This window comes from Xenorhabdus sp. NBAII XenSa04 (assembly GCF_963866145.1).
Classification (GTDB): Bacteria; Pseudomonadota; Gammaproteobacteria; order Enterobacterales; family Enterobacteriaceae; genus Xenorhabdus; species Xenorhabdus indica.
Genome location: NZ_CAWMEB010000408.1, coordinates 1 through 5,446 on the forward strand (window position 1 = coordinate 1; position 5,446 = coordinate 5,446).

Here is a 5,446-nt window from a genome sequence, read left to right on the forward strand (position 1 = left end):
AATCTATAGATTATACTTTTCTATATCCAATGGATTTCAAAATGCAGCGCGACGACAAGAGAGAAAATTCTCAGGAGCATAGATAACTATATGCACAGAGTATGACACACTTTAAAAAGTGATTTAAATAACCGAAGAGATAAAACTCTCATTCTATCATTAAACTATTTGCCAGAGCCCAATATATGTTATTCGCCTAAAATAAAGCCCACAAAACATTTCATGATCATCTGAATAAATTGGGATATGATCCCACCCTATATTTAGCTTATATAACTGCTAGGGAAAAGCAATGGCCACTATGAAAGATGTCGCTCATAAAGCTGGAGTATCTGTAGCCACTGTCAGTCGTGTTATTAATAATACAGTTTATGTTGAACCAGGTACACGTGAGCGTGTAGAAAAAGCCATGCGAGAATTAAATTACCACCGTAATTCCGCAGCACTTGCATTGGCACAAAGGTGCGGCAATATGTTGGGATTACTGACAGGTAATTTAGCTGATCCGTTTTTTTCTCTTTTATCTCGCGGAGTTGAAAGAATCGCTCGAAAAAAAGAAGCCAAACTTATGGTTTGTAGTGGCGGGCATCAAGCTGAACTCGAAAAATCTGCATTGGATTTTTTAATCAATCAAGGGTGTGAAGCAATAGTAGCCTATGTCAGTAGAATGAACGAAGCCGATATATTACGTTATGCAGCTCACACTCCAGGATTAGTGGTTATTAATCGATATCTTCCAGCCATCGCTAACCGATGTATCTGGTTAGATAATATCAGCGCTTCTCAGACGGCTATCAACTACCTTCTCCAAAATGGTCATCGAAAAATTGCTTATATAACAGCAGATTTACCAATTGATGATAGAAGACTCCGTTTGGAAGGATATTATTCTGCAATGGCTAATGCGGGTATCACTGTACCCGGCGGTTGGGTTATCAGTGTTCCATTTAACGAAAAAGGCGGAGAACAAGCAGCAGAAAAACTCTTAGACAGCGGTATCAACTTTACCGCAGCAGTAACATTCAATGATGTGATGGCTGCCGGAATGATGCGCTCCCTACATCGGCGGGGAATTCGCTTACCAGAACAGCTATCGATCATTGGCTTTGATGATATAGTTACAGCCCGATATCTCTATCCTCCCTTAACTACCATACGCAACCCAATTGAACAAATGGCTCAACGGGCTACTAATCTGGCATTACAACTCAGCGCCAAAAAAGAACCGACTCCACAAATGAATATGTTTTCCGCAGAACTCATCATCAGAGATTCTGTTCTTTTAATAAAATAGATTTTATTTCAACACCCTACATAAAATTGGAATTTTCAAATGGATGACAAGAAAAAAATTAATCTGGGACTCGCTATCCTACCAATTGCATCAATGCTCTTACTGCTAATTATTGGCTATGGTCAACTTAATCTGCGTATCGAATCCTTATTACTTATCTCCGCCGTAATAGCAGCGGCCCTGGCATATTGGCAAGGCTATCGCTGGGATGACATTATTGATTCTATTGTGGCAAAGCTAGCCAAAGCTATGCCAGTAATAATGATACTGATTTGTGTCGGAGGTCTAATTGGCACCTGGATGTTCAGTGGAACTATACCTTACATGGTATATTGGGGACTAAAACTGATTAGCCCTCAATACATACTGATTGCTGCCTTCTTTATCACGAGCTTGATTTCAGTTTGTACCGGTACTTCATGGGGCGCAGCCGGAACAGTTGGAGTTGCTCTAATGGGAGTAGCGGCTGGCCTTGACGTATCTTTAGCCGCAGCAGCAGGCGCGATTGTTTCAGGAGCGTATTTCGGTGATAAAATCTCGCCGTTATCTGACTCAACCAATTTCGCTGCAATCGTGGCCGAAACAGATCTTTACAGTCATATTCAACATTTAACATATACCACTATTCCTGGCTTTGTTTTAGCTGCTATTGTTTACTTTATCGTCGGCTATACAGATTTAACAGGGAGTACAGTTCCCCCAGAAAAAATCACAGAAATCATACAATCTCTTGAAAGTCTGTATAATTTCAATTTATTGCTGATTTTGCCACCGGTATTAGTTTTATGGGGAGCTATAACAAAACGCCCGGTGATACCAACCATGTTGGCTGCCTGTGCATTAGCGATTACGATCGGTATAGCTCTTCAAGGATTCACGCTTAAACAAGGACTTAACGCGATAATTGATGGTTTCAACCTCTCAATGTTCTCCGAGCAAGGACATAATATCACTGGTATCGTTAGTGATATTCCCCGCTTACTTAATCGCGGAGGTATGTCCTCAATGATGGGGACTATACTGCTTATACTTTGTGCATTCGCGTTTGCCGGAGCCTTAACACTCACTAGCGCACTAACCATTATCATCAACCAGCTTCTGAAAGCTGTTCATACAACCGGCCAACTCATTGCCGCAACGTTGGCCACAACGATTATGGTGACAGGCGCAACTTGTGATGGAAAACTGGCTCTTCTCATCCCGGCCGAACTATTCAAAGATGCTTATCACCGGATGGGACTGGACAACAAAAATCTATCACGCACCATAGAAGATGGCTGTACGGTTATCGAACCTCTGCTTCCCTGGACTTCTGCCGGCATTTACATGGCTACAACACTGGGAGTCAGTACGCTGGAGTTACTACCTTGGGCAATCCAGTGCTATGCCGCCATCTTTTTTGCCCTCATTTATGGCTTTACTGGTTTCGGTATTGCAAAAATCCCCTCCGAAAATTCTCTGAAGAAAAAGGAAACACAACGTGAAATCATATGATTTCAACCAGATAATCGATCGCCACAATACAGGTTCTATTAAGTGGGATTTTTTAGATCGTTATCTGCAATTAAACACAAATGACCTTCTGCCAATGTGGGTATCAGACTACGATTTTCAGTGTCCAAAAGAAGTCCAGCAAGCCCTATCATCCCGAATCGATCATGGTATTTTCGGTTATAGTGAACGCGACGATCTTTACTATCAGGCAGCAATAGACTGGTTTGCAAAACGCCATAAACTCACCTTACACAGGGATTGGTTTACCTCTATAGAAGGTGTCATACCTGGGTTAGCTTTATTGATACAAATGTTGAGTAAACCAGGAGAGGGAGTTGTTATACAGGGGCCTTACTATTCTTCGTTTGCCAAAATTACGACTATGAACGGCAGAAAGGTTATTGAAAACCCACTTATTGAAACCCCAGAAGGGTATAAAATTGACTACGGTCACCTAAAACATATCTTGGAACAACACAGACCACCGCTGTTATTGTTATGTAATCCCCATAATCCTACTGGTCGCTGTTGGGATCGTAACGAATTACTCCAACTATTAATACTTTGTAAAAAGTACGGTACAACAGTACTTTCCGATGAAATCTGGGCGGATTTAACGCTACCTTGGGGAAAATTCACCTCAGTATTGCATCTGGATAGTGAATGGCATGAGCATGTTATTGTTGCCACTTCATCAAGTAAAACGTTTGGACTCTCATCACTGCGTATTTCAAACTTTCTCATTCCAAATCCGTCACTTAGGCAAGCCTTTAATGATCGGTTGCATGCTCATGGGTTAGATGTATTCAATTCACTATCTATGGCTGCGGCTACTGCTGCTTACCAATATGGCGAGATATGGCTTGATAACCTATTGGATTATCTGGCTGAAAATCGTATTTGGTTAGAACAGGCGTTAGCATCTTCTGCCCCTTGGTGCCGAATGATCAAAGCAGAAGGTACATATCTGGCCTGGCTGGATTGTCGAGATTTAGACTTAGATGATAATACGTTGCAACAAATATTAATACAAAAAGCCCAAGTCGCTGTTTCAATGGGATGTAATTTTGGTGATAAAGGAAAAGGATTTATCCGAATTAACCTAGGTTGCCCCCGCCAGTACCTAGAAAAAGCAATGGCAGGTTTGTCTGAATTAGCTCCTGTAAAATAAAAAACAAAGTGTTAATGCTCTGTTTTAATCCTATGAATATACCTGAAACTTTTCTTGTGAAAAGTTTCAGGTTATTAGTTTCAGTGATTTTTGTATAAAACTAAAGTGGTAGATATAGTCCTATCCCCCTCATATTGATTAATTACAATACTATTTTTATATCTTATTTAGATTCATTTTTATATTTTTTAGAGAATTTCCCTGGCGTTAGTGCTGGTATAAGATACTAAGATATCTATACCAGGACATTAATCTCCTTTGATAACAATAAAATATTCTCAAATTGGGAATATTACATATAGTTATCAAATGTTCACGCATTAGTTCTGTCAGCAAAAATAGAACAATAAACGCCCATATTGATCCTTTTACATCCAACAGAATACTTAAAAAGTTTAATCATTTTCGGAAACGTTGGAAGCGTATGAAATACTTTAATGATGATATTTTACCTTAAGGAAAATAAACCATATAAATTTTATTCTATTACCATTTCATTAGGTTAATAAAATTATATTCACGTTAAATTTTAAATTAATATAATAATTTCAATATGAAACGGTGTTTTTTATATTGAAAACCCTATAACAAAATTAACGCGATGCTCGACTTTAACATCCTATAACGTTGGATTGTTGAAGCCAGTCGCGTTGACTTTTACCTTGTTTAAAATTAGCAAAAATACCCAACGTGTGGGAAAGCAGTTTTCTGGCAATTCGATTACTCAAATGCCACAAATCCCGTGCCCTGCACTTCTCGATAGCAAATTGTCCGGCGAGTTGACCAATCACCGTTTCAATTAAACGGCGTTTGGCGTTAATCATTCTTCTCGTTTTCTTGGGAAGAGGATCCTCCATATTGGTACGCGTCGGGGTGATCATCTTTATACCCTGTTGATTCATTTCCTGTTTAAATTCAACGCCTATATACCCTTTATCGCCAAGCAAACAGCCTTTTATCGGGGCAACCAAATCCCAAGCAGCTTCACGCTCACTGCAACTGGCAGGAGTCACTGTGATCCCCGTCACTACGCCAGTTTCATCTATCATCAGATGCCCTTTAAAGCCGTAGTAAGTTTCATTCTTAGCGACACAGTACCCATAATCGGCTTGCCCTTTAAAGTTGGCACTTCCTTTAGCTCTTTTGAACCCACAGACGGGCAGCGGAAACCCGTCGATAATGTGTACCGGCCTGTCGAATGCGCCCAATAGCATCGCCAGCTTCTCTTGCAGTTTTTGTTTTACAACCCAAAGATTCGAGGCCTGTTTGGCAAAGTTGGCGCGTGAACCGAGTCCGGGAAACCACTCACGCCAGTGGTTACAAAAATACGTCCAAATCCCTTTATCGGTTGAAAAGCCTAAGAATTCACCAATCACTTCCATCGTGATAACTTCAGCATCGCTCAGTTTAGGCGGATATCCCCGGCTTCTGAATCGCATACCTTGCTGTAACTGGGTTAAATTATCCTCTACCCAACAAAACACCCA

Annotated in this window: 4 protein-coding genes; 3 read left to right on the forward strand and 1 reads right to left on the reverse strand. The window is 40.5% G+C overall.

Features of this window, described 5'->3' with window-relative positions:
* Nucleotides 1-292 precede the first annotated feature (292 nt).
* From AAC147_RS15040 to AAC147_RS15050, 3 genes are read left to right on the forward strand one after another with little or no spacing between them, the layout of a single operon-like run.
* Nucleotides 293-1,294 (forward strand): LacI family DNA-binding transcriptional regulator, encoded by a 1,002-nt coding sequence (locus AAC147_RS15040; protein WP_047682573.1) that lies wholly within the window; start codon nt 293-295, stop codon nt 1,292-1,294.
* A 39-nt stretch (nt 1,295-1,333) separates the two neighbouring features.
* Complete coding sequence (gene nhaC / locus AAC147_RS15045; protein WP_047682575.1) at nt 1,334-2,788, forward strand: Na+/H+ antiporter NhaC; 1,455 nt, start codon at nt 1,334-1,336, stop codon at nt 2,786-2,788.
* Complete coding sequence (locus tag AAC147_RS15050) at nt 2,775-3,959, forward strand: MalY/PatB family protein (RefSeq protein WP_047682577.1); 1,185 nt, start codon at nt 2,775-2,777, stop codon at nt 3,957-3,959. Before nhaC ends, AAC147_RS15050 begins: the two co-directional genes overlap by 14 nt.
* Before the next feature lie 611 nt (nt 3,960-4,570).
* Here the strand turns inward: AAC147_RS15050 and AAC147_RS15055 are convergent.
* The gene (locus AAC147_RS15055; protein WP_047682579.1) at nt 4,571-5,443 is read right to left on the reverse strand and encodes an IS982 family transposase; all 873 of its coding nucleotides are present in this window, start codon (nt 5,441-5,443) and stop codon (nt 4,571-4,573) included.
* Between the last annotated feature and the right edge of the window lie 3 nt (nt 5,444-5,446).